This is a genomic window from Mycobacterium sp. pW045 (assembly GCF_041287085.1).
In the GTDB taxonomy this organism is placed as follows: domain Bacteria; phylum Actinomycetota; class Actinomycetes; order Mycobacteriales; family Mycobacteriaceae; genus Mycobacterium; species Mycobacterium algericum_A.
Map to the genome: position 1 here is coordinate 38,936 of NZ_JBGGKU010000008.1, position 24,015 is coordinate 62,950.

Here is a 24,015-nt window from a genome sequence, read left to right on the forward strand (position 1 = left end):
CAGATCAGAACCGGTAGGTCGTGCAGCCGACCTCGACACCGGAGCCGACGGCCATGATCAACGCGACGTCGCCGGACTTGGCCAGGCCGCGTTGCCGCGCGTCGGCGATCTGGTAGGGCAGCGTCGAGGTGAACGGGTCACTGGCGTGGCCCTGCGCCGCGAGGTCGATGAACCGTGACCGGTCCACCCCGATGCCGGCGGCGAGTTCGTCGAGGGCGGCGCCCGGAAGATACGGCGGGAACACCAGCGCGACGTCCTCGGGCTCCAAGGCCTCCAGCGTCAGCAACTGCTTGACCGCCGAGGGCAGGCAGCTCACGTAGATGGCGGCCAGGTTCGGATCGCGGTCGACCCGCAGCCACATCCGGCCGTCGCGCTCCTGGGTGTAGGTCCGCAGTGCGCCCCGGTATTCGGGGTGGTGGGCGAAGACGAACCGGCCGAAGCCCTCCGGGCCGGCGCTGGGGCTCAGCATGATCGCCGACCCGGTCTCGGTGACCCCGGTGCGCGGGTAGCCGCTCTGCGGGGTGTTGTTCTCCACCTCGGAGGCCAACACCATGGCGTGGCCTGTCCGGCCGGCGCCGATCATTCCGGCCGCGACGTGACAGCCGTTGAGGAAACCGACTGCGCCGTTGAGGATGTCGAATGCGAACGTCTTGGGCGCCTCCGCGGACTCGGGTTCGGCGTTGATCCCGACCTCGCCGGCGACCAGGGTGGCCACGGCCGGTTCGGACAGGAAGTCATCGCGGTAGATACCGGTGTGGATGACCAGTCCGACGTCGGTCCGCTCGACCCCGCTGTCGTCCAGGCAGGCGGCCGCGGCGTCGACGGCGAACCGGATCGAGCTGGCCCGCGGGCCCGCGGGCCCCGAATCCGGCACAGCTATGCCGATCCCCTCGATCCGCACCCGCGGCGTCGCCGGCAGCTCCCGGCGGCGGGACCGGGTGCCGCGGGCGGGCTGCCCGGCCTGGCCGTTGCCGGCGCGGCGCATCCGGTCGGGCAGGTCGTCGAAGGTGTAGAGCCCGGTGCCGATGGTCTGCCCGGAACCGGTGATGGACAGCACCACGTTGTCACCTGAGTTGATCCGGCCCGCGTTGATGTAGTCATACAGTGCGACGAAATGCGTTGTGGTGGCGGTGTTTCCTCGTTCTGCAAGGTTGCAGATGGTGTTGGCCCGGCTGGCCGCCCCGGCGCCGAACACCCGGTTGATGGTCAGGATGGCGTCGTTGATCGACGCCTCGGAGGTCTGATGCATCAGTAGCTGATCGGCCGTCTCGGGACGCCAGCCGTGCCGCTGCATCACCGCCGCGACGTAGGGCACCGAGTGCTTCACCGCGATCGCGGTCTGGGTGACCGAGTCGGTGACCATGATGGCGCCACCGTGCGGGCCCTCGGTGGCCTTGGCGATGCACAGTTTGGCGAATTCGCTGTAGGTGGCCAGGTCCAGGTCGTGGAAGCCGACCCGGTCATTGGGTCCGAGTTCGAGTACCGCTGCCGCGCCGGCGTCGCCGACGGTCAGGCAGGCCAGCCGCGGGTCCATCGCGCCCTCGATCTCCTGCTGCGCGGTTTCGGTGATGTGGCTGATGTATTCGCCGCTGAACACCAGCGCGTTGCGCACCAGCCCGGTCTTGAGGAAGTCCTGGGCCACGCTGACACCGGTGAACATGCCCGCGCAGGCGTTGTTGATGTCGAAGCACACCGCGTTGGTCAGCCCCAGCTCATCGCGCAGTTGTGAGGCGGTGCTGGGCTCGAAGGTGAACATGTGCTCGGGGCCGTCGCAGCGCGAGATGTTGCAGGCGATGACCAGGTCGATCTCTTCGGGAGCGTAACTGGACCGGGACAGGCAGTCGGCGATCGCCTTGCGGCCCAGGTCGATCGAGAATTCGTCAACGCCGGCCATCCGCCGGTTCTTGATGCCGGTGAGACGCTCCAGCGGAATCTTCACCTCGTTGACACAGTCGGCGAGCACCTGCTCGGTGGAGACCGCCCGCGGCGGCAGATACACGCCGAGGCTTTCGATGACAACGTTGCGGGACGGACCGGCCTTCGCCGGTGCGATCACCGGCGCGGGGGCCGGCTGGGGCGCCGGGGCCGGTTGGGGCGCGACCACCACGGGCTGGGACTGCGGCGCCGCGGGCTGCTCGGCTTGGGCGGCGCCGCCGATCGGGCCGAACTCGGCGGCCAGTTCGGCGACGGTGCCGTAGACGAACATCGACTCCGGGCGCAGCTCCATGCCGAGCTCACCCGCCCGCACCGCGACCTCGAGCGCCTGGGTGGAAGCGCCGCCGAGGGCGAAGAAGTCGTCGGTGACCCCGACCCGGTCCACGTCGAGCACCTCGCGCCAGATCTGGGCGAGCGCCTCCTCGGTGGCGTTGCGCGGCGCGACGAACTCCGTCGGCGCGGCATCCAGGTCGGCGTCGAGAGCCAGCAGCGCCCGCCGATCCACCTTGCCGCTGGGCGACAGCGGCAACAGGTCGGTGGCGCGGAACACCGCGGGCACCATCGCCGCGGGAACCAGTTCCAGCAGGAACCGACGCAGGTCCGCGGTGCCCGGGAGCGCCGCGACCGGCACGATATGCGCGATCAGCTGGGTGTTGCCGGAGCTGTCCTTGCGCGCCACGACCGCGCATTCGGCGATGCCCGGGTGGTTGGCCAGCGCGGCCTCCACCTCACCGAGCTCGATCCGGAAACCGTTGATCTTCACCTGATCGTCTCGGCGGCCCAGGTATTCGATGTTGCCGTCAGGGCGGTAGCGGGCCAGGTCGCCGGTGCGGTAGAGCAACGCCCCCGGAACCGCACTGAACGGGTCGTCGGCGAACGCTGCGGCAGTGGCCTCCGGCCGGTTCAGGTAGCCGCGCGCCACGCCGACGCCGCCGATGCACAGCTCGCCCGGCACGCCCACCGGAACCGGGTTGCCCACGGCGTCGAGCAGGTGGATGGCGATGTTGGCGATCGGCCGCCCGATTGGAATGACCGGCTCGGTTTCGCCCCGCACACAAGGGAAGTGCGTGACGTCGATGGCGGCCTCGGTGGGACCGTAGAGGTTGTACAGCTCGGCCGGGAGCGCGTCGAAGAACGCGTCGCGCAGGTCAGCGGTGAGTGCTTCACCGCTGCAGAACACCCGCCGCAGCCCGGTGCAGGATGCGGCCGCGGGCTCCGCCAGGAAGCGCCGCAGCATCGAGGGAACGAAATGCATTGTGGTGATGTGTTGTTCGGCGATGGTGCGCGCCAGGTAGCCGGCGTCCTTGTGGCCCTCCGGTTTGGCGATCACCACCCGCGCACCGACGATCAACGGCCAGAAAATCTCCCAGACGAACGGGTCGAAGTTGATCGGGGTCTTGTGCAGCACCCGATCCTCGGCGGACAGCGGATAGGCGTCCTGCATCCACAGCAACCGGTTGCGGATACCGGCGTGGGTGTTCAACGCCCCCTTGGGGGTACCGGTGGAACCGGAGGTGTACATCAGGTAGGCGAGCTCGGCCGCGGTCACCTCCGGCGCGGAATCCGCTTCGGCCGGCGCCGCCCACGGCTGATCGAGGCAGAGCCGAGCGCCAGTGAAATCTGTTGGCACATAGGCCAGTTGCTCACGGCGGGTGACGCAGACCGGCGCGTCCGGCACGTCGGCCAGCATCGCTTCCATCCGCCGGGCGGGCTGGGCGGGATCCAGCGGCAGGAAGACGCCGCCGGCCTTGAGCACCCCCAGCAGGGCGATCACCAGGTCTTCGGAGCGTTCCAGCAGCACCGGCACCACGTCAGTGCCGGCCCCGGCACCGACACCGAACCGGCGCAACCGATGTGCCAGCCCGTTGGCCCGCCGGTCCAGGTCGGCGTAGCTCAGCTCCCGGCCGTCGTAACTCACCGCCACGGCCTCGGGTGTGCGTGCGGCTGCGGCGGCGACCATGTCGTGCAGGCCCGCGGGGGCCGAAGCGAGCGGGTAGTCGACCGCGGTGTCGTTCCAGGACTGCAGCCGGGCGCGTTCGGCGTCGGTGAGCAGCGGCAGCTGCGACACCGGGGTGTTCGGGTCGGCGGCAATGCCGTCGAGCAGCAGCCTGAAATGCTCGCCCATCCGCTCCATGGTCGCGGCGTCGAACAGGTCGGTGTTGTACTGCAGCGCCAGCTGCAGCTGGTCCTGGTGTTCGCCGACCTGCATGGTGATGTCGAACGGCGAACCGCCCTGGCCGATGTAGAGCGTCTCCAGCGGAAGGACGGCGTCGGAACCTGCCCCGTTGACTGTGTTTTCGTCGAACAACCGAACCTGCTGCCAGGCGAACGACACCTGGAACAGCGGGGTGCGCCCGGCGTCGCGCGCCGGCCGCAGCCGCTCCACGAGCAGCGGCAGCGGGTACTCCTGGTGCGCGATGGCGCCCAGCACGGTGTCTTTGACCTGGCCCAGCAGCGCGGCGAAACTCGGGTCGTCGCTCACGTCGACGCGCAGCGGCAGCGGGTTGGTGACATAGCCGACCAGGCCCATCAGCCCGGCCCGGTCGCGGCAGGCGAACGGCGAGCCGATGACCAGGTCGTCCTGGCCGCTGTAGCGGTGCAGCAGCACCGCGTAGGCCGCCAGCAGTGTCATGTACGGCGTCGCGCCGGCCGTCCGCGCGACGTGCTTGAGCCCGGCGGTCACGGCGGCGTCGACGCTGAACCGGTGCAGCGCACCGTCATAGGTCTGTACCGCCGGACGGGGCCGATCGGTGGGCAGCGCCAGTGTCGGCAGCTCGCCGCTCATCGCGTCCCGCCAGTATTGCCAGAGCCGTTCGCCCTCAGGACCGTTCAGCATCGCGGTCTGCTGCGCGGCATAGTCGACGTAGCGGTCGGCGGTAGCCTCCGGCACGGCGGCGCCGTGCTCGGCCGCGTAGAGCGCACGCAGCTCGTCGAGGATGACGTCGATGGACCAGAAGTCGACGGCGATGTGGTGCACCGTCAGCAGCAACACGTGGTCGTCGGGGCGTTCGAGCAGCGTCAGCCGCAGCACCGGGCCGTTGCGCAGATCGAACGGCCGATCGGTCTCGGCCTGGATCCACTGCTGCAGCTCCGCCGGGTCCGCACCGATGCGGTGAGTGTCGATCCGCACCGGCCAATGGGCGTGGACGAGTCCGATCGGCTGGCCGTCACGCTCGGCGTAGCTGGTGCGCAGCATCGGATGCCGGTCCACCAACGCCTGGGCGGCCCGCTCCAGGGCCGGCACGTCGAGGCGGGCGGCGATGCGTCCGGCGTAGGCGACGGTGTAGGCGGCACTGTCGGGCGCGAGCCGGTGGACGAACCACATCGACCGCTGACCGTAGGACAGCTGGTGTTCGGATGTCTGCTGCTGTGCTTTGGCCGTCAGCAGCGCAGCCAGCAGTTCGCGCTTCTTCTCCGGCGACAGGCCGGAGATGTCGATGGGCCCATCGGGTCCGTCCGTCACGGGCTACTCCCATCCTGGGCGTGCTCGCCGTCGGCGATCATCTTCGCCAGCAACGCATCCACTGCCTCGTCGGAGAGGTCGGAGACCTGCGCGAGCACGTCCGCCTCCGGTGTCGGCAGTCCGACGTCGGGCGCCGCACCGGTACCGGGCACCGGGATCGGCTCGGCGTGGCCGCCGGCGGCCAACTGCTCGCTGAGCCAGCTGGACAGGCTGACCACGCTGGGCCCGTCCAGCAGGCGCGCGACCGGCACCACGATGCCGAGTTCCCGCTCCACCTGGATACGCAGTTCCAGGGTGATCAGTGAGTCCACCCCGAGATTGTTCAGCGGCGCGGTGACATCCAGGCCCGACGGGGCCAGTCCCAGCTTGCCGGCGACCAGGTCACGCAGATAGGTCTCCAGCAGCTGCTGACGTTGCGCCGGATCGGCGGCCTGCACGGCCTCGAACAGCCCGCTCGCGGTGGCCGGGCCGCCCGGCACCGCCGCCTGCAGGTCGCGCAGCAGCGGTGACTGCGCGCTGGGACGCCACCGCGCCCAGTCGATGTCGAGCACCAAGACCTGCGTCGCTTGGGATGCCGGCCCGGCCAGCAGCGCCGCCAGCGCGGCGAAGTACGCCGCTGCCGGCATGCCTTCGACACCGTAGTGCGAGAAGTGGCGGTGCAACTCGGAGTTGGCGAACATGCCCAATCCGGCCCACGGGCCGAAGTTGACGCTGAGCGCCGGCCGGCCGCCCGCCCGACGGTGCCAGGCCAGCGCGTCGAGGAAGGCGTTCGCGGCCCCGTAGTTGGCGGCCCCGGGCGAACCCAGCACCGACGCGGCCGAGGAGAACAGCACGAAGAAGTCCAGTTCGGCATCGACGGTCAGGGTGTGCAGGTTCCAGGCGCCCTGCACCTTCGGCGCCATCACCGCGCGCAGCTTCGCGGCGTCCAGGCGCGCCAGGATTGCATCGTCGACGGTGCCGGCCGCATGCACCACGCCGCGCAGCGGCGGCATCGTCGCACCGATGGTGGCCAGGACCGCCGCGACGTCATCGGCATTGGTCACGTCACCTTGGGCGACCGTCACCTCGGCGCCCGCGGCCCGCAGCGCGTCCAGTGTCGCCCGGGCGGCGGCCGATGGCGCGCTGCGCCCCATCAGGACCAGGTGGCGGGCACCGCGCTCGACCAGCCAGCCAGCGATCTTGCCACCGACCGCGCCGAGGCCGCCGGTGATCAGATAGCTGGCGTCTGGGCGCGCCGCGAACTCGCCGGGCTGTTCGGACAGCGCCGCCGGGTTCTCCAAGGGCTCCAGCCGAGCAACGTAGCGGCGGTGGCCGCGCAGCGCCACGTCGGTCTCGCTGCTGTCCGACCAGATCTCGCTGAACAGGGCACGCAGTTCTTCGGTGCCGCTGTCGGTCGACAAATCGACGGCGGTAGCGCGCAGTTCCGGATGTTCGTGGTCGATGCTGCGGGCCAGTCCCCACACCGGCGCCTGCCCCACCGCCGGTGCGGCGGGCCCGGACTCGTCCCAGCCGGCCGGTTGCGCACCGCGGGTCACCAGCCACAGCCGCGGCGACTCCGGCCAGCCCGACAGCGTCAGGGCCTGGATGAGGTGGACCACGCTCAGCGACCCGAGGGTGGTCGCGGTGTCCAGCGACTCGTCGTCGGAGATCAGCAGGTTCCACAGCTGCACCACGCCGCGACACGGCGGCCGGTCGCCGCCGAACGCCGCGCGCAGCAGCTCGGCGAAGTGTTCGGGTTTCTCCGGGTCGATGCGGTAGCTGTCCGCGCTCACGCGTTCGATCTCGGCGAGCCCGACGACCGCCTCCACCAGCACGCAGGACTGCGACTGCGCCTCCAGGTGGTCCCGCAGCGTGTCGGCCGCCGGGCCGTCGGACAGGATCAGCCAGCTGCCGGGTTCGGCCGTCCGGTTCTCAGACCGGCCTGAGCCGTCGGCGACGATCGACGCGGGTTGCCAGCGCAGCGCATAGCTGCGGTCGCGCGGATCCGCGGCGACGACGACCGGCTCCGCGGCCTGGTCGGTGACGAGGGTGCCGGTGGCCAGCAGCGACCAGTGGCCGCCGGCCTCGCCGGCGTAACACTCGAACGCGTCATCGGTCAGCGCGAACTGCACGGTGCCCGCAGCGGCCGGAGCGCCGCGCAGGCTCAGCTCGCCGACCGACCGGCTGCCCGGGCCGAACGCCAACTCGGCTGCCGTGCAAGCCAAGTCACGCAGCTGCTCGGCCGACAGCGCCCCGGTGGTCACGTCGACCTCGGCCAGCACCGTTGCCGGCTGCGCGGCCGATCGGATGGGGCCGCGCCAGCCGCCCGAGGCTGCGGTGCTGCCGTGGCGCGGCGCGGCGATGGAGCCGGCGTCCAGCCAGGAGTGCACTCGCTGCCAGGGATAGCTGGGCGCGGGAACGCACTGGCTGTCCTGCGGGTAGATCTGCTCCCAGGCCACCGGGTGTCCCCGGGTGTAGAGGGCGCCCAGCGAGCCGAGCATGGTCGAGCGGCCCTCATCGTCACGGCGCATCGAGGGCAGCAGCGTCACGCTGCGGTGGAGCTGCTCGGCGTCTTCACGGGCCCCGGTCAGCAGGATGGGGTGCGGGCTGACCTCGACGAAGGTGTCGTGTCCGGTCTCCAGCAGCCGGCGCAGCGCAGCTGAGAACCGCACCGGCGAACACAGGTTGGACACCCAGTAGTCGGCGTCCAGCAGCCGCTCGCCCACCAGTTCCCCGGTGACCGTCGAGTACATCGGCACCGTCGGCGCGGTCGGCTTCAGCTTGACCAGGCTGCCGCGCAGGCCTGCGCCGAGGGCCTCCATCTGCGGGCTGTGGGAGGCCACGTCGACCTCGATCCACCGGCAGAACCGGTCCCGCTTGGCCAGGTGGGCCATCAGCTCTTCCAGCACCGCGCGCTCGCCGGCGAGCACCGTCGACCGGTGGCTGTTGCTGGCGGCGACCGCGACCTCGCGCTCATGACCGGCGATGAGCTCCTGCGCCTCGGCCAGGGTGGTCTCGGTGACCATCATCGCGCCGCGGCCGCGTACGCCTCGCAGCATCCGGGCCCGCGCGCAGATCACCCGCGCGGCGTCCTCGAGGCTCAGCGCCCCGGCGACGTGGGCGGCCGCCACCTCGCCGAGACTGTGCCCGACCACCGCGGCGGGTTCGACACCCCAGGACCGCCACAGCGCGGCGAGCGCCACCTGAATCGCGAAGATCGTCGGCTGCAGGATGCCGATGTCGGAGAGCTTGGACTTGTCCTCGGGGCCATTCTGGCGGGCCAGCTCCTTGAGGATCGAGTGCCCCAGGTGCGGGTGCAGCGCGTTGTCGCAGCCGGCCAGCGCGTCGGCGAACACCGGTTCCTCGGCCTGCAACCGCTGCGCCATGCCGTGCCACTGCGAACCCTGCCCCGAGAAGATGAACGTCACGGCGGGGGATCGGACGGCGAGCCCAGCTGAGCAATGCCCGACCGACAGACCAGGACGGGACTCACCCAGCCGGTAGGCCGACAGCGACTCGAACAGCGCGGCTGCTGAGTCGCCGACCACCGCCAGCCGGTAGTCGTGGTGGCCGCGACGTGCACCGGCGGTGTAGCAGAGGTCGGCCAGTGCGCCGGCCCCCGCGAGACCGCTGGAAAACAGCGCCATCTCGTACTCGCCGACCAGCGCCGTCAGCGCCTCCGGCGACCGGGCGGACAGCGCCAGCAGTTCGGCGCGCGGCGCCGCATCGTCGTCGGGGTGGCTGCTGCGGACCTGCGGGGCCTCGGTGAGCACCACGTGGGCGTTGGTGCCGCCGAACCCGAACGAGCTGACGCCGGCCACGGCGCGGCTGCCCGCCGGCCACGGCGTCAGCGTGCTCACCACCTCCAGCGGCAGGCTCTCGAACAGGATGTGCGGATTCGGCTCGGTGTAGTTCAGGCTGCCCGGAATGGCCCGATGTTGCAGCGACAGCGCCACTTTGATCAGCCCGGCGATGCCGGCGGCCGCCTCCAGGTGGCCGATGTTGGTCTTGACCGAACCCACCAGGCAGCGGCTGCCCTCGGGCCGGCCCTCGGCCAGCACGGTGCCCAGCGCGTTGGCCTCGATGGCATCACCGATGGCCGTGCCGGTGCCGTGTGCCTCGACGTACTGGACCGCGCCGGCCGGCAGGCCCGCCCGGCGGAACGCCTCGGTGACCACGCGCTCCTGCGCCCGCCCGCTGGGGGCGATCAGGCCGTTGGTCCGGCCGTCGGAGTTGGTGGCGCTGCCGCGGATCACCGCGTAGACCGGGTCGTTGTCCTCCAGTGCCCGGCGCAGCGGCTTGAGCACCACGACCCCGGCGCCCTCGCCGCGCACATACCCGTCGGCGTCGGCGTCGAACGTCTTGCACCGGCCGTCGGGGGCCATCACCCGGGCCTTGGAAAAGTTGATCGCCAGCGCCGGCGACAGGATCACGTTCACCCCGGCTGCCAGCGCCATGCTGCACTCGCCGTCGCGCAGGCTGCGGCATGCCAGGTCGACGGCCACCAGCGACGAGGAGCAGGCGGTGTCCACCGACAGGCTCGGGCCGTGGAAGTCGAAGGTGTAGGACAGCCGGTTGGCGGCGATGCTCAGCGCGTTGCCGGTGCCGGTGTAGGCGTCGACGAGCTGGGGCTGACCCAGCCGCAGGAAGCCGTAGTCGTTGGTGGAGATGCCGACGAACACGCCGGTGCGGCTGCCGGCCAGCGCGTCGGGGACCTGACCGGCATCCTCCAGGGCCTCCCAGGCCACTTCGAGCAGCAACCGCTGCTGCGGGTCCATCTGCGCCGACTCCCGCGGCGAGATCCCGAAGAACTGAAAGTCGAATTGGTCGACCTGGTCCAGGAACCCGCCCCGGCGCGTGACCGCGGTGCCCGGCACCGACGGATCGGGGTGGTAGAACGCGTCGACGTCCCAGCGGTCGGCCGGGACCTCACCGGTGGCGTCCACCCCGTCCGACAGCAGCCGCCAGAAGGCCTCGGGACCGTCGGCGCCCGGGAACCGGCAACCGATGCCGACGATCGCGATCGGCTCGTCGGCGGCCGGCCGCTCGGTGGGTTCCGGCTGCCGGCTGCCGGACTGCTCGTCCTTGGCGACGCGGGCCAGGTGGTCCGAGAGGATGTCGATCGAGGGGTATTCGTAGGCGATGGTGGGCGCCAGCTCACAGCCCAGCCACTGCTCTAGTGCGGTCGAAAGCCGCACGGCGTGAATGGAATCCAGCCCGTAGAAGGCGAACGGCTTGGCCGGGTCGACCTCGGCGACGGGCAACTCGAGGTCCTGGGCGAGCCGGTCGACGAGCCAGGCACTGATCTCGGCCGCGGTGCGAGTTCCCGCCGCCTGCCGGTCCGGCTGCGCCGCCGGGGGCGGTTCGGATTCGGGCTGCGGCCGCGGCCGTGAGGCGGCCGACGGCCACTGCGCCACGACCGGCAACGCACCGTCGATGTACTGCTGCTTGCAGGCGCTGCGCTGAATCTTGCCGCTGGAGGTGGTGGGCAGTTGCAGCGGCTGCACCAGGACGACGGCGTAGGTGCGGACGGAGTGGTTCTCGGTTACCGCGGTGCGGATCGCCTGCATCACGTCCTCGACGGCGTCGGCACCGATCCGGCTCGGGTCGACCTCCTGCACCACGACGAGCTGTTCGGCAGCGCCCGGTTCCGGGGCGATCGAGAACACCGCACCGCGGCCGCGCAGCAGTCCCGGGTTGATGTGCTGCACGGTCAGCTCGATGTCATTGGGGTAGTGGTTGGTACCCCGGATGATGATCAGGTCCTTGCGGCGGCCGGTGACGAACAGCTCCCCGGAGTGCAGGAAGCCCAGATCGCCGGTGCGCAGGAAGGGACCCTCGCCGCTGTCGGACAGCGTCGCGGCGAACGTCTCCGCGGACAACTCCGGAGCCCCCCAGTAGCCGTGGGCGACGCTACCGCCGGCCAGCCAGATCTCCCCCACCCGGTCGGCGGCGCATTCCCGGCGGGTCTCCGGGTCGACGATGATCACCCGCTGACCGCCGCGCGGCTTGCCGCAACCCACCAGGGTCGCGACGTTGGGGTCCTCGGCGTGCACGTCGATGACCCGGTTGTCGCCGAGCGCGACCCGGTCGATGTGCTGCACCATCGGCACCGGGCGGTCCGAGCCGCCGGAGACCAGCAGGGTGGCCTCCGCCAGGCCGTACACCGGATAGAACGATTCCTTCTTGAAGCCGGCCGGTGCGAACGCCTCGGCGAACGCGTCCAGGGTGGCGGTGCGCACCGGTTCGGCGCCGCACAGCGCGACCGTCCAATTGGACAGGTCCAGTGCCGCGCGCTCGGCCGGGCTGCTCAGCTCGACGCACATGTCGAAGGCGAAGTTGGGTGCCGCGGTGATCATGGCGCGGTGCCGTGAGATCGCCTCCAGCCACCGCATCGGCCGCTTGATGAACGCGGTCGGCGGCATGAGGATCGAATGGCCCCCGACATAGAGCGTTTCCAGCAGCCCGCCGATCAGGCCCATGTCGTGGTAGGGCGGCAGCCAGAAGACCCCCACCACGTGCGGCATGTCGGTGTTGGCGTCCCAGGCCTCGGCGATGGTCACCAGGTTGTGCATCAGGTTGCCGTGGGTGAGCACCACGCCCTTGGGAGCGCTGGTCGACCCGGAGGTGTACTGCAGCATCGCGATGCTGTCGCCGTCGATTTGCGGCGGCGCCCAGGCCGCCTCGCTGCCTGCGGCGGTGTCGTCGGTCATCGTCCACCGCAGCGCCTGTCCGCCGGGCAGCGCGTCGATCGCGGGCTTGATCCGCGGCTCGATCTCGCTGGTGGTGAGCGCGAAGCCGGGCTGGACGTCGGCGATGATCGACTCGACGCGCGGGAGGAGGTGTTCGCGCATCGGAGGGTGTACCGGGATCGCGATGGCACCGGCGTAGAGGCACCCGAAGAAGCCGGCGATGAAATCCAGGCCGGGCGGGCACAGCACCAGCACCCGTTCCCCGGCGGCTCCCTGAGCCTGCAGGTCGGCGGCGATCTGGCGGGCACGCCGGTCCAGGTCTCGGTAGGACGCCCGGCTGGTCTCCTGCTCGTCGCCGTCACGGGAGAAGCTGAACGCCGGCGCATCTCCCCGCTGCTGGGCGCGCTGCATCAGCAGGTCCACCAGCGTGCGGAGGGTATGCACCGTGTCGTCCGGCCCGCTCATCGATCGCGTCTCCCGTATGGCTAACGAAGATGGGTGAAAAAAATTGGGCCCAAGAGTTCCGTAGGCAACCTTGATTAAGGTTACCTTAAGAAGCAGGACGTCAATCTCGTGATTTTCGGCGACGACAGCCGCACGAGCAAGTTAGATCACCCAGCCGCGGTGACGGCGCGAAGCTCAGCCCTCCAGCTTGTACCCCAGTCCCCGCACGGTAACCAAGTGCACCGGATTGGCCGGATCGACCTCGATCTTGGACCGTAGTCGTTTGACGTGGACATCCAAGGTCTTGGTGTCGCCGACGTAGTCGGCACCCCAGACCCGGTCGATCAACTGGCCGCGGGTGAGCACCCGGCCGGTGTTGCGCATCAGGTATTCGAGCAGGTCGAACTCCTTGAGGGGCAAGGTGATCTGCTCGCCGTTGACCATGACGACATGGCGTTCGACGTCCATGCGCACCGGACCCGATTCCAGCACGCCCTCGCCGACGCCGCCCTCGTCGTCGCCGCCACGGCGCAGCACCGCCCGGATCCGCGCGATCAACTCGCGGGCCGAATAGGGCTTGGTCACGTAGTCGTCGGCGCCGAGTTCCAGACCGACGACCTTGTCGATCTCGCTGTCGCGGGCAGTGACCATAATCACCGGCACGCTGGAGCGGGCCCGCAGTTGCTTGCAGACGTCGGTGCCCGACATCCCCGGAAGCATCAGGTCCAACAGCACGATGTCGGCGCCGGAGCGGTCGAACTCGGCCAGCGCCGCCGTTCCGTCGGTGACCACGGTCGCCTCGAACCCCTCCTTGCGCAACAGGAACGCCAGCGGATCGGCCAGCGACTCCTCGTCCTCAACGATCAAGACGTGTGTCATCGCCGCTGCTCCTCCTCTGGGTGACCGACGACGGGTGTGATCACTGTTCCTCCTTCTCATGGTCCACATTGCCCTGGTAGGCGGGAATCGCCAAGGTGAACGTCGAACCGGTACCCGGCTGGCTCCACAGCGAGATGGTGCCGTTGTGGTTGGCCGCCACGTGCTTGACGATCGCCAGACCGAGCCCGCTGCCGCCGGTCGCCCGCGACCGGGCCTTGTCACCGCGGAAGAACCGTTCGAAGACCCGTTGCTGATCCTTGCGCGCGATGCCGATCCCACGGTCGGTGACGGCGATCTCGATGAAGCCGTCGTGGCTCCGCCGGCTGATCGACACCGGCGCCCCGTGCGGGGAGTACGCGATGGCGTTGGACACCAGGTTGGCCAGCGCGGTGACCAGTAGCGGTTCGTTGCCGAGCACCCGGAAGCCACTCGGAGCGTCGGTGGTGATGGTGATCTCCGCGTTGTCGGCCGCCACCTTGTGCCGCGAGATCGCCTCGTGCACCACACTGTCGACATCGACGGCGCCCAGGTCCGGCAGCGGGTCGGCCCCCTGCAGCCGGGACAGCTCGATCAGCTCGCCGATCATGTTGGCCAGCCGGTTCGCCTCCAGCAACACCTTCTCCGCGAACGGCCGTACCGCCTCGGGGTCGTCGGCAGAGGCCAGCAGCGCTTCGGCGAGCAGGCCCATCGCCCCCACCGGAGTTTTGAGCTCATGGCTGACGTTGGCCACGAAGTCGCGCCGGCTGGCTTCCATCCGGGCCTGTTCGGATTGGTCGTCGACGATCACCACCGCGAACCGGCGATCCTCCTCGGACAGCAACCGGGCGTAGCCGCGCACCGCCGAGAACTCCGATCGGGTGGCCCCGGCGGCCCGCTTGGCCCCCGAGAGGTCGAAATCGACCTGCTGCTCACCGTCCAGGGCGAGCTCCGCGGCCGCCCAGGCGTCGTCATCGAGGAGCCGGCCGTGCACCAGCCCCAATTCGGTGGCCCGCTCGTTGAGATAGACGACATCGCGGTGGCTGTCGACGACGACGATCCCCAACGATGCGTGCGCCACGATCTGCTGCAGCATTTGCGAGACGGTGATCCCGGCTCGTTCGGTGTGGACCCGTCGGCGCCGCTCGGCAAACCGGGGCGATAACCAAAAACCGGCCGCGACGCCCACGATGAGCGCCGGCAGTGCCGACGCAGCAGCGAGCGTCAGCGCCGAAGTCGCAGCCACGGCAAAATCGTACGCAGTCCGGGACCGACGGTTGGCCAGCGATCGACCATGACGTGCGCCGAACGTGAATTCAGGGCGAAGATTTCACCGGATTTCCACCCGGAATTCACACTGGACGAGCCGGGCCGGCGGTTCAGCGAGGCTCGACGCAGGAGAGGTGAAGCTGGGACCGCCGCAGGAACGCCGCTATTTGGCGCCCTGGCTGGCCACCGCGGCCGCTCCGGCGGCGGCCGCCTCCGGGTCCAGGTAGACGCCGCCGGCCAGCTTCGGACGCAGCTCGGAGTCCAGGTCATAACGCAGCGGGATGCCCGTGGGGATGTTCAAACCCACCACGGCCTCATCCGACATGCCGTCGAGGTACTTCACCAGGGCCCGCAACGAGTTGCCGTGCGCCGCGATCAGCACGGTCTTGCCCGAGCGCAGCTCCGGGATGATGACGTCGGTGTAGTAGGGCAGGAAACGCGCCACCACGTCGGCCAGGCATTCGGTCAGCGGGCCGCCGCCGATGTCGGCGTAGCGGGGGTCGGTGTCCTGGCTGTAGCGGCTGCCCGGCTCGATCGGCGGCGGCGGGGTGTCGTAGCTGCGCCGCCACGTCATGAACTGTTCGTCGCCGTAGCGGGCCTTGGTCGCGGCCTTGTCCAGGCCCTGCAGCGCGCCGTAGTGGCGTTCGTTGAGCCGCCAGGTGCGGTGTACGCCAATCCAGTGCCGGTCGGCCGCGTCCAGTGCCAGGTTGGCGGTGGTGATCGCCCGGCGCAATAGCGAGGTGTAGACCACGTCGGGCAGCAGATCGTGCTCGACGAGCAGGTGACCGGCGCGCACCGCCTCGGTGCGGCCCTTGTCGGTCAGGTTGACGTCCATCCAGCCGGTGAACTGGTTGCTGGCGTTCCATTCGCTCTCGCCGTGGCGCAGCAGCACCAGCGTGGCAGTGTCAGACATGGGCGTCAGTGTCTCACGGGCTCCGGGGTCACTCGTCGTCGTCCTAGTCGTCGTCGTCCTTGCCGTCCTGGTCGATCAAATGCTCGAAGGCCCGCAGGTTCTTCAGCGACTGGCCGGTGGAGACCCGCCACTCCCACTCCTTCTGGATGGAGGAGGCGAATCCCAACTCCAGCAAGGTGTTGAAGTCGAAGTCGACGGCTTCGAGCACCTGCCCGAGCACCCGGTCGATCTCGTCGGCGGTCACCGTGGCCAGCGCCATCCGGCCGACCAGGTAGATGTCGCCGAGGTTGTCCAGCGTGTAGGCCACCCCGTAGAGCCGGCGGTTGCGCTTGAGCAGATACCGGTAGACCCCGGCGTGGTTCTCGTCGGGCTTGCGGCAGACGAACGCCTCGACGCGCACGGAGTGCTCCCCGACGCTGAGGATCGTGTTGGTCTTGAGCTTGCGCTCGCCGGGAAGTTCGACGACCAGCCCGGGCAGCCCGCCGTGTGAGCCCGGGAATTCCGAATAGGTCAGCTCGGCGCCCTGCAGGGTGTCCTCGATGAGCTGCCGGACATCGCTGCTGCGGTTCACGCCCGGGCCCCGTGTCGCGCCGGCCAGCGCCGGGGCCGCCGCGGCGACCCGACCACCCGCATCCGCTCACCGCGCGCCGCGGCGAACTCTTCGATCGCGGTGGTGTAGCTGGCCAGCTGGGCATCCACGGTGCGCTCCCAGGAGAACGTCGCCGCGTGGGCGACCGCGGCCCGGCGCATCGCCCAGCCGCGCGGCCCGGAACCCAGCCGCAGCAGGCCGCCGATCGCGCTCGACCACTGGTCGATGTCGTGTCCGGCGACCAGCGCCCCGGTGACGCCGTCGCGCACCGCCACCGGCAATCCGCCGACCGCCGCGGCCACCACCGGCGTTCCGCAGGCCTGCGCTTCCAGGGCGACCAGGCCGAATGATTCGGAGTAGCTCGGCACCGCCACCAGATCGGCGGCCCGGAACAACGCGGCAAGATTCTCCCGGGACTGCGGCGGCAGGAACGTCACGCGATCGCTGATACCCAGTTCCCCGGCCAGCCGAACCAGACCGCCGGGTGCGGCCAGCCCGCTGCTGCCCGACGGGCCACCGGCCACCACCACGCGCACCCCGGGCAGCGCGGCTGCCGCCCGCAGCAGAATGTCGGGGGCCTTGAGCGGCTGGATGCGCCCGACGAACGCCACGATCGGCTCGCCCGGTGACAGTCCCAGCGCGGCGCGGGCCTGCTGCTTGTCCCCCGGGCGAAAGACCTCCAGGTCGACGCCGGGATGTGCCACGTCGATTCGGTCCGGGTCGGCCCGGTGCAGCGCGACGAGTTGCTGCGCTTCGTCGTCGGTGTTGACTATCAACCGGTCCGCCTCGTCGACCACCTGCTGCTCACCGACCGCCCGCAACGGCGGTTCGGGGCTGTCCCCGACGGCAAGCGCGGCGTTCTTCACCCCGGCCAGGGTGTGCGCGGTGTGCACCAGCGGCACCGCCCAGCGGTCGGCGGCCAGCCAGCCGACCTGACCGGAGAGCCAATAGTGCGAGTGCACCACGTCGTAGTAGCCGGGCTCGTGGGCCGCCTCGGCGCGCAGCACCCCCGCGGCGAACGCGCACAGCTGGGTGGGCAGGTCGTTCTTGTCCAGGCCTTCGAACGGGCCGGCCACCACGTTGCGCACCAGCACACCGGGGGCGACATGGGCCACCGGCGGGTCGGCCGATGACGTGGCCCGGGTGAAGATCTCCACGGCCACCCCGCGGCGGGCCAGGTGCAGCGCGCTCTGCAGCACGTAGACGTTCATCCCCCCGGCGTCACCCGTGCCGGGCTGGGCCAGCGGCGAGGTGTGTACCGACAGCACCGCTACCCGGCGCACATCGGTTCCGATTCCTCGCCCCACCCCGTCATCTTTGCAGTTCTGCTCAGGCGGGCACTTCCGGGACCGCCGCTACGGCGGGTCCGCGCGAGCGGCGCATCGCGCCGACCGGATCGGCGTACAGCCCGCCCAGCGACACCGTGCCGGCGCCGGCCTCCTGGACCCGGTTGCCGAACGCGGTGACTCGGATGGTGCGGCCGGCCAGCACCGAGCGCTCCGCAATCGCCCGCTCCACCTCGACCATGCCCTCCGGGTATTCGGTGAAGCCCTGGCCGCCGACCACCAGGTCGTCGGGGTTGAGAACGTCGCGCAGCAACGCGACGGCCTCGCCGAGCGCCCGGGCCCGTTCGGTCAGCAGCGCGGTCGCCCGCTCGTCGCCGGCCCGCGCCTCCCGCACCAGGCCGGTCACCGCGGCCGACGCGGCGCCGGTTCCGGCGGACAGGATCTGCAGCCGACGGGCCGCGGCCAGCACCGCCTCGTCGCTGACAGTGGATTCCAGCTGACCGGAGCCACCGAGCAGCTCCGAGGACACCGGCAGGCCGGCGATGGTCCCCGGACCACTGGCCGGACTGTGCACCCGCCCGCCGATCACCAGCGCGTAGCCGACCGTCTCACGGGCGTACACGTAGAGGCTGGTGGAGCTGTCCGCGACCGGGCGCCGCACCCCCAGCAACAGTTCGGCGCCGGCCATTGCGTCGACGTGAGAGGCCACCGACACCGGCAGGCGCAGTTCCTCGGCCAGCACCGGCCCGACCGGTGCGGCCGTCCAGCCCAGCCGCGGGTGATCGACGTAGCCGGTGGCGCCGTCCACCGCCCCGCCGGTCGCCACCCCGACCCACAGCGGGCGCCGCTTGCTCCAGCGGGTCAGATAGCGGCGGGCACTGGCGGCCAGTGACGCCAGCGCCGGCGCCGCACCGTTGGCCGGGGTGGGGATCTCGACGACGTCCAGGGTGCGCCCGAGCAGGTCGGTGGCCACGATGCTGGTGGTCTTGGCCCCGATGTGCAGACCCAGCGCCAGGAACGGCTCGTGGTTGACCACCACCGGCCGGCGCGGTCGTCCGATCGCCCCGGAGGTCGCCAGGTCGGCGCGCTCGAGCAGCAGCCCGGCCTCCAGCAATGCACTGACCTGTCGATTGACGGTGGCGACGCTCAGTGAGGTGGCACCGGCGATGGCCTCACGTGCGATCGGGCCGCGCTGCCGAACGGCGGCGAAAACCGCGGCGCCTGCGTTGTCCGGCAATTGCAGCGACGGAGCCACCACACGCGGATGCGAGCGGGGGCGGTGATGAGAGACGGAGGTGAGGGAAGTGCGCACGCTGTGGTCCTTGTCTACCAGAGTCCGATGGGGGCTGGCTGCAGCTGAGACCCGGCGAACTCTCCTCAAGGAGCGCTACTCGCAGCGGGTCAAGCGCAGCAACATGCGCGGCGACAACACGCGCCGTGGGCGAGGCGACAGACCGCCGTCAGATAGCGGGCACTGCGGTACATAGCCGGAAAATGTATCACGACCACCGGGGGCGAGCCGACGGCCCCGGTATTGACGGATTTGCAAATTCCAGCCGTACCCGGGCCCGACGAGGGCTACCTTGAGAACAGATGTGATTTACATCATATTTCCGTGAGCTGTACGCAAGGAGGCGTGGTAACGATGGCTGGTCGCCGCAACCCCGGGTGCACAAACCGTTCAGGCCACGCCGGAATCCGGCGGGCCCGACGCGCCGGAGCGGCTGCCGGCACGGCGGTGGGAGCATTCTTGGCCCTGGGGATGTCCCCGTGGTCCGCGCCGGCCGCGCAGGCCGATCCATTCGACGAAGTCATCGCCACTGTCCTCGACAGTGTCGCGGGCGTCTTCGGTTTCGACCCGGGCATCGCCGAAGCCTCCTGGGAGCTGGGCGCGATGGCGGTGACCCCGCTGGCCGGCCTCGAGGAGACGGTTTCGCAGTGGGTTCAGGCCATCTGGCTGCCGCTGCACGAGGGCATGCAGGCCTGGATCGCCGCCGATGACCCGATCCTGGCCGGCCTCAACCAACTCAGTGAGGCGCTGGGCTTGGGGGCGATGATCGCGAACGGGGCTGACGGCACGGCAGCTCACCTCGATGGTTTCGATGGCGGTTGGCTGTTCGGTGACGGCGGTGCGGGCTACCACGGCGGGGTCACCGACGGTGGCTACGCGGTGGGCGCCGGCGGGGACGGTGGCCTGTTGGGCAACGGCGGCATGGGCGGGCTGGGCGCGCTGGATGCGGCCGGCGACGGCGGTGCCGGTGGCGACGGTGGTGCCGGTGGCTGGTTGATCGGCAACGGCGGTGACGGTGGCGCCGGTGCCGCCGGCGTGTCCGGTGGAGACGGCGGTGCGGGTGGTACCGGCGGAGCGGCCGGCTTCTTGTTCGGTGACGCCGGCGACGGCGGTGCGGGCGGCGCGGGTGGCGCCGGCGCGACCGGCACCGCCGGGGTGATGGGCGAGGCCGGTGCCGCCGGAACCGACATCAGCGCCGCCGGCGGCAACGGCGGACACGGCACTGCCGGCGGCAGCGGCGGGGTCGGCGGCAAGGGCGGGATCGGCGGCAACGGCGGGGCAGCCGGGTTGTTCGGCACCGCCGGGGACGGCGGCAACGGCGGCGGCGGTGGAACCGGCGGCGACGGCGGTCTCGGCGGTAGCGGCGGCGCCGGCGGCGCCGGCTTCACGGTCACCGACCCGAGCATCAACGACGGGCTCGGCGGCAACGGCGGTGCCGGCGGCAACGGCGCCGACGGCGGGGCTGGTGGCAACGGCGGGGTCGGTGGTGCCGGCGGCAAGGGCGGAGCGGCCGGATTCTTCGGCCTGCAGTCGGCAGGTACCGACGGTGACGGCGGGAGCGGTGGTGCCGGCGGGAACGCCGCGGCAGGTGGCCATGGGGGCGCCGGCGGCAACGGGGGTCACGGCGTTGCCGGCGGCGGTGACGGCGGCGCGGGCGGAGTCGGCGGGGATGCCGCGAGCCTCGCCGGTGTCGGTGGCGCCGGCGGCGACGGCGCCACCGATGGCGACACCGGTGCGGACGGCTCGTCGCTGCAGGCGGGTGCCTCCGGGAACGGGGGCGACGGCGGCCACGGCGGCCACGGCATCGGTGCCGCCGACGGCGGCAACGGCGGCCACGGCGGCACCGGCGGCGATCACGGCGACGGCGGCAACGGGGGTGACGGCGGGCACGGCGGCACCGGTAGTCACGGTAGGGCCGGCGATGCCGCCGACGTCCACGGTGGCGCCGGCATGGGCGGCGGATCCGGCGGACACGGCGGAGCCGGTGGTGACAGCGGATCGATCTCCGGTAATGCCGGTAACGGCGGAGCCGGTGGCAACGGCGGCGCCGGCGGTAACGGCGGCACCGGAGCTACCGGTGCCCAGGGCGCGTTCGGGGCGGGTACCGACGGCAGCGGCGGCGACGGTGGTAACGGCGGCGACGCCGGCAACGGTGGGGCAGGCGGCGACGGCGGGGCCGCCGGACAGGTTCTCGGAGCCGGCGATGCGGGCGCTGACGGGGCCGGCGGAGCCGGGGGCAACGGCGGGAACAGCGGGCTACCCGGTGACGGCGGGAACGGCGCCACCGGCATCAGCACGCATCCCGGCGGTGGAAACGGCGGAAACGGCGGCGATCTCGGTGCGACGGGCGGCGGTGGTGCCGGTGGGATCGGCGGCGATGGCCACACCCGGGCGGCTGACGGCGCCGACGGTTCCGCCCCAGCCGGCACCGTGGGCAACGGCGGGCAGGGCGGCAACGGCTGGAGCCCTGCCGGCGGCGGCAACGCCGGCGGCAACGGCGGCAACGGCGGCAACGGCGGCAGCCACGGTGATGGCGGGGCCGGCGGACACGGCGGCAGGGGCGCCCCCGGCCCGGATGCCAGCAGTGCCGAACCCGCGCCCGCCGGCGGGAGCGGGGGCAATGGAGGACACGGCGGGGCTGGGATCACCGGCGGTGCCGGCGGGGACGGCGGCCAAGGCGGTACCGGAGGGGAGAACTCGGTCACCGGCTCGGCTCCCGTCGTCGCCGGGGACGGCGGTCAGGGCGGCAACGGCGGCAACGGCGGCAACGGCGGAGCGGGAACCCTGCACAACGGTGACGGCGGCAACGGAGGTTCCGGCGGCCGCGGCGGTGCGAGCGCCGCCGGCTCCGACTCCTCGGCGACCAGTGGCTACGGCGGTGACGGCGGTCGGGGTGGCGACGGTGGCGACGCCGGTTCGGGAAGCGGAGCGGCCGGTGCGGGCGGCGACGGCGGTCGCGGTGGTAACGGCGGTGATAATTTCGCGTCCGTGCCGCTGGCGTCCGTCATTAGCATCGGCGAGCCGGGGCACGATGGGCACCCCGCTGCCGGCGAAGCCGGCGGAAGCGGCGGAAGCGGCGGGCATGGTCCTCCGCCGGTAGCCGCGCCCTAGTACCAACGGGTGAGCCGGCTCACGTCGAGCGGGGTGAAGCATCACCGGCGGGCTCCTAGAGTTGGAGCAATGACGCAACCCCATCAGCAAGCCGCGCAACGAATCGCCGTGGTCACCGGGGCCAGCTCGGGGATTGGTGAGGCGACCGCGAGAACCCTTGCCGGGCAAGGCTTTCACGTGATCGCCGTGGCTCGTCGCGCTGACCTGATCAGCGCGTTGGCCGAGCAGATCGGCGGCACCGCGGTCGTGGCCGACGTCTCCGATCAGGCCGCGGTCGCCGCGCTGGCCGAGGAGTGCGACCGGGTCTGCGACTCGCTCTCGGGCTCGATCAACGTGCTGGTCAACAACGCCGGCGGCGCCCTGGGCCTGGCGCCGGTCAGCGAAGCGGACCTCGAGCACTGGCGGTGGATGTGGGAGACCAACGTGTTGGGCACGCTGCAGGTGACCCGCGCGCTGCTACCCGGGCTGATCGCCTCCGGCGACGGCCTGATCATCACCGTCACCTCGATCGCGGCCTTCGAGATCTACGACGGCGGCGCCGGTTACACCGCCGCCAAACACGCCCAGAGTGCGCTGCACCGCACGCTACGCGGCGAACTGTTGGGAAAACCGGTGCGGCTCACCGAGATCGCCCCCGGCATGGTGGAAACGGAGTTCTCGCTGGTGCGCTTCGACGGTGATCGCGAGCGCGCCGACGCGGTGTATGCGGGCTTGACCCCGTTGACCGCCGCCGACATCGCCGACGTGATCGGGTTCGTGGCCTCCCGTCCCCCGCACGTCGACCTGGACCAGATCGTGATCCGCCCGCGCGACCAGGCCTCTGCAACCAGGGCTATCCGCCGGGACGGGTAGTCGCCGGCGCCCTCGTCGTCGGTGTCGTGGGGGTACCCGACAGCGTCGGGGCGTCGGTCGGGGTGGCCGGTGCGGTGCTGGGCAGCGAGGTGCGCGGCGGCCCGGAAGTCGACGAGCCCGACAGCTCGGACATTGAGACCCAGGTGTCCCAGTCCACCGCCCAGTCCCAGATGTCGCCGTCGGAGTAGGACAGCTGGATCGAACTGCCGGTCACCTCGACCGGGTCGCCGTAGATGGCGCTGTGGAAGTACTGCTCGGCGTCCTCGGTCGACAAGTTGATACACCCGTTGGTGACGTTGGTGTTGCCCTGGGCCCCCGCGCTGGCCGGGTTGGCGTGAATGAACTCGCCGTTGTTGGAGATCCGGACCGCCCACCGCTCATGGATGTTGTGGTAGCCGGCGGCCGGGTTGGACATGTAGAAGTCGGCGTATTTCTCGGTGACCACGTGGATGCCGTTGCGCGTGACGTTGCGGGCCTGGTCGCCTTCGCCGTAGCTGCACGGGAAATCCATGATGACGCCCTCGTCGCGCACCACCTGGATGCGATGCGAGGAGACTTCGGCTTTCACTACCTGACGGCGGCCGATCGAGAATTGCAGCGACATGTCCTGGGCGCCGTAGGCGCCGTCGCCGAACGCCAGGCCGTAGAGCTTGGCGTCGACGTTGACCGTGGTGCCGGCCGGGAAGTAGTCGCGGCTGCGCCAGTGCACCCGGGCACCCTGCACCTCGTCAGGCAACCAGGCCCAACTGCCCTCCACCGGCGGCTCGGTGGTGATGGTCAGGGCTTCCTCGACGGCCGCCTTGTCGCTGATCGGCCCGTCGAACTGCAGGATCACCGGCGCCGCGACGCCGACCGTCTGCCCGTCGGCCAACTGGAAGCCGCCGTCGATGATCGCACTCGGGGTCACCGTGGTGACCGTGCCGGCGACCGGCACGGCGTTGCCGTCGTGGCCCACCACCGACCCGCTCCAGGTGTAGACGGCGTCATAGCCCAACGGCTCGGTGACGGTGTAGCGGGTGCGGTCCCGGTTGAAGGTTCCGCTGAGCACCTTGCCGGCCGGGCTGGTCAGTGCCACCCGCTGGAACCAGCCGTCGGAGACCGTGACAGTGACCTCGGCGGTCGGCAGCACGTCGGTCTGGCCGACGGGGGGCTCGAAGGACAGGGCGGGCACCGCCGGCGGCGCGTTGTCGGCGCTGTTGCCGGCCCGGCCGAAACAACCCGCCAGCGCCTGCGGCGCCAGCACACCGGCCGCCAGCGCCGCCAGAGCCTTCCGCCGGGTCACGTTCACGCCATCCCAAGATACCGGCCGGAATCGCCTGACCACCTGCGATGTTGA

11 protein-coding genes are annotated in these 24,015 nt (G+C 71.0%); 2 read left to right on the top strand and 9 right to left on the bottom strand.

Translation table 11 applies throughout. The features are described from left to right. Positions 1-4: 4 nt before the first annotated feature. The 8 genes from ACAG20_RS14230 to ACAG20_RS14265 form a co-directional block, all read right to left on the bottom strand. Positions 5-5,398: an amino acid adenylation domain-containing protein gene (locus ACAG20_RS14230; RefSeq protein WP_370492995.1), complete on the bottom strand. Its 5,394-nt coding sequence runs from the start codon at positions 5,396-5,398 to the stop codon at positions 5-7. Next, a complete protein-coding gene (locus ACAG20_RS14235; RefSeq protein WP_370492996.1) occupies positions 5,395-12,534 on the bottom strand; it encodes an SDR family NAD(P)-dependent oxidoreductase in 7,140 nt (2,379 codons plus the stop codon). Before ACAG20_RS14235 ends, ACAG20_RS14230 begins: the two co-directional genes overlap by 4 nt. Positions 12,535-12,708: 174 nt before the next feature. Next, positions 12,709-13,392, bottom strand: coding sequence for a response regulator (locus tag ACAG20_RS14240; protein WP_370492997.1), 684 nt, complete (start codon positions 13,390-13,392; stop codon positions 12,709-12,711). 40 nt (positions 13,393-13,432) lie between these two features. Further along, positions 13,433-14,614, bottom strand: a complete 1,182-nt coding sequence (locus tag ACAG20_RS14245) for a sensor histidine kinase (RefSeq protein ID WP_370492998.1) — start codon at positions 14,612-14,614, stop codon at positions 13,433-13,435. A 186-nt stretch (positions 14,615-14,800) separates the two neighbouring features. Next, positions 14,801-15,550 carry a phosphoglyceromutase gene (locus ACAG20_RS14250; protein ID WP_112686053.1) on the bottom strand — a complete coding sequence of 250 codons (750 nt, stop codon included), beginning with the start codon at positions 15,548-15,550 and terminating at the stop codon, positions 14,801-14,803. Positions 15,551-15,593: 43 nt separating this feature from the next. Continuing rightward, the gene (locus tag ACAG20_RS14255; RefSeq protein ID WP_370492999.1) at positions 15,594-16,121 is read right to left on the bottom strand and encodes a YbjN domain-containing protein; all 528 of its coding nucleotides are present in this window, start codon (positions 16,119-16,121) and stop codon (positions 15,594-15,596) included. Beyond that, a complete protein-coding gene (gene mshA, locus ACAG20_RS14260) occupies positions 16,118-17,446 on the bottom strand; it encodes a D-inositol-3-phosphate glycosyltransferase (RefSeq protein WP_370493000.1) in 1,329 nt (442 codons plus the stop codon). The genes ACAG20_RS14255 and mshA overlap by 4 nt, the downstream gene beginning before the upstream one ends. A gap of 22 nt (positions 17,447-17,468) precedes the next feature. Further along, the gene (locus ACAG20_RS14265) at positions 17,469-18,737 is read right to left on the bottom strand and encodes an ROK family protein (RefSeq protein ID WP_370493001.1); all 1,269 of its coding nucleotides are present in this window, start codon (positions 18,735-18,737) and stop codon (positions 17,469-17,471) included. A gap of 450 nt (positions 18,738-19,187) precedes the next feature. Here ACAG20_RS14265 and ACAG20_RS14270 point away from each other — a divergent pair, with 450 nt between their 5' ends. After that, a complete protein-coding gene (locus tag ACAG20_RS14270) occupies positions 19,188-21,827 on the top strand; it encodes a PE family protein (protein ID WP_370493120.1) in 2,640 nt (879 codons plus the stop codon). Positions 21,828-21,896: 69 nt separating this feature from the next. After that, a complete protein-coding gene (locus ACAG20_RS14275; RefSeq protein WP_370493002.1) occupies positions 21,897-22,679 on the top strand; it encodes an SDR family NAD(P)-dependent oxidoreductase in 783 nt (260 codons plus the stop codon). Here the strand turns inward: ACAG20_RS14275 and ACAG20_RS14280 are convergent. Further along, entirely contained in the window at positions 22,660-24,003 is a 1,344-nt protein-coding gene (locus ACAG20_RS14280) for an Ig-like domain-containing protein (protein WP_370493003.1), read from the bottom strand. The genes ACAG20_RS14275 and ACAG20_RS14280 overlap by 20 nt on opposite strands. Between the last annotated feature and the right edge of the window lie 12 nt (positions 24,004-24,015).